This is a genomic window from Pseudomonas sp. 3HC3, assembly GCF_044904505.1.
Lineage (GTDB): Bacteria > Pseudomonadota > Gammaproteobacteria > Pseudomonadales > Pseudomonadaceae > Aquipseudomonas > Aquipseudomonas putida_Y.
In genome coordinates, this window is record NZ_JADDRH010000043.1 from 1 (window position 1) to 2,126 (window position 2,126).

A 2,126-nucleotide genomic window follows, 5' to 3' on the forward strand; every position below is an offset into this window, starting at 1 on the left:
ATGCCGGGCGTATCGACCACCAGGTCAAGCTGCGTGGCCTGCGCATCGAACTGGGTGAGATCGAGGCGCGCCTGCTGGAGCACGACCTGGTGCGTGAAGCCGTGGTGACGGTACCGGACGGCAAGCAGCTGGTCGGTTATGTGGTGCTGACCGGCGAGGCCGCCGATTGGCAGGCACAACTGGCCGAGCATCTGCGCCGTGGCCTGCCGGACTACATGGTGCCGAACCAGTGGCTGGCACTGGACAGCCTGCCGCTGTCGCCCAATGGCAAGCTCGACCGCAAGGCCTTGCCCGCCGTGGATGCCGCGCAATCGCAGCGTGCCTATGTGGCGCCGCAGAGTGAACTGGAACAACAGGTCGCGGCAATCTGGGCGCAGGTCCTCGGGCTTGAGCGAGTCGGCCTGACTGACAACTTCTTCGAACTGGGCGGGCATTCCCTGCTGGTGATCAATATCGTGTCGCGTATTCAACTCGAACTGGGGCTGAAGCTGGTCCCGCAACTGCTGTTCCAATACCCGGTGCTTGGTGCTCTGGTGGCGCAACTGCAAGCCACCGGCGCACAGGTGCAGGATTCGACCCTGAGCCGTCTGGAAGACCTGCTCGACGACATGGAGGGGCTGTGATGGACAGCACCGTTGCCGCGCGGATCGCTCGCCGCTTCATCACCTTGCCACTGGACAAGCGTGCCCTGTACCTGGAGAAGATGCTGGCCGAGGGCGTGTCCCCGGCCAACCTGCCGATCCCCGAGGTGCAGTCGGCCTTCGAGCAACTGCCGCTGTCCTTCGCCCAGGAGCGCCAGTGGTTCCTCTGGCAGCTGGAGCCGCACAGCAGTGCCTATCACATCCCCATGGCCCTGCGTCTGCGCGGCCGGCTGGATCGCCAGGCGCTGCAAGGTGCCTTCGAGCGGTTGGTGGAGCGGCATCAGACGCTGCGCACCCGTTTCGTCTTCGACCAGACGCGCCCATTGCAGGTGATCGACCCCGTGGCCGGGTTGGCCATCGCCCATGAGGTGGTCGGGCCGCTGGACCTGGCACAACTGGAGGCCCGGGTGGCCGAGGAAACCCGTCAGCCGTTCGACCTCGAGGCGGGGCCGCTGCTGCGGGTCCGTCTGCTGGAGCTGGCGCCCGACGACCAGGTGCTGGTGCTGACTCAGCACCATATCGTTTCCGATGGCGTGTCGATGCAGGTGATGGTCGGCGAGCTGATCGCCCTGTATGCCGGCTTGAACCTCGGCCAGGCGCCGACCCTGGCGCCGCTGCCGATCCAGTATGCCGACTATGCCCTGTGGCAGCGCCACTGGATGGAGGCGGGCGAGCGTGATCGCCAGCTGGCCTACTGGACCGAGCGCCTGGGCGCGCAGCAACCGGTGCTGGAACTGCCGCTGGATCACTCGCGGCCGGCGCAGCCCAGCTACCGTGGCGCGCGTTGCAACCTGCAACTGCCGGCGGCCTTGAGTCATGACCTGCAAGCCCTGGCCCGGGCCGAGGGTGGCACCTTGTTCATGCTGCTGCTGGCGGCATTCCACGCGTTGTTGCACCGCTACAGCGGCCAGGACGATATCCGCATCGGGGTGCCCAGCGCCAACCGCAACCGGGTCGAGACCGAAGGGCTGATCGGTTATTTCGTCAACACTCAGGTGATTCGTGCCCAGGTCGCTGGCGAGCAGCCCTTCGTCGAATTGTTGCGCCAGGTGCGCCAGCACGCGTTGGATGCCCAGGCCTATCAGGAGCTGCCGTTCGAGCAACTGGTCGAGGCCTTGGCGCCGGAGCGCACCCTGGGGCTCAATCCGCTGTTCCAGGTGATGTTCAACCATCAAGCGGCCGGCCGTGGCGGGGCGACCAGCGCGCGCCTGGGCGACCTGCAGATCGAAGGCGTGGACAGTGTCACCGAAGTGGCTCAACTGGACCTGACCCTGGAGACCCGCGAATCGCCAGAGGGATTGGAGGCGTCGTTCATCTATGCCACCGACCTGTTCGAGCGCTCGACCATCGAGCGGCTATCGACCCACTTCATCAATCTGTTGCAAGGCATCGTCGAGCAACCGCAACAACCGGTGGCCGAACTGCCATTGCTGGCGGCCGCCGAGCGCGAGCGCACCCTGGTCACGTGGAACGCCACCGCTGAAC

Annotated in this window: 2 protein-coding genes; both read left to right on the forward strand. The window is 66.0% G+C overall.

Features of this window, described 5'->3' with window-relative positions; translation table 11 throughout:
* A partial coding sequence (locus INQ47_RS25545) for a phosphopantetheine-binding protein (protein WP_404702888.1) occupies positions 1 to 623 on the forward strand: 623 nt, incomplete at its 5' end.
* Positions 623 to 2,126: condensation domain-containing protein (locus tag INQ47_RS25550; protein WP_404702889.1), on the forward strand; the 1,504-nt coding region annotated here is incomplete at its 3' end. The genes INQ47_RS25545 and INQ47_RS25550, both read left to right, overlap by 1 nt.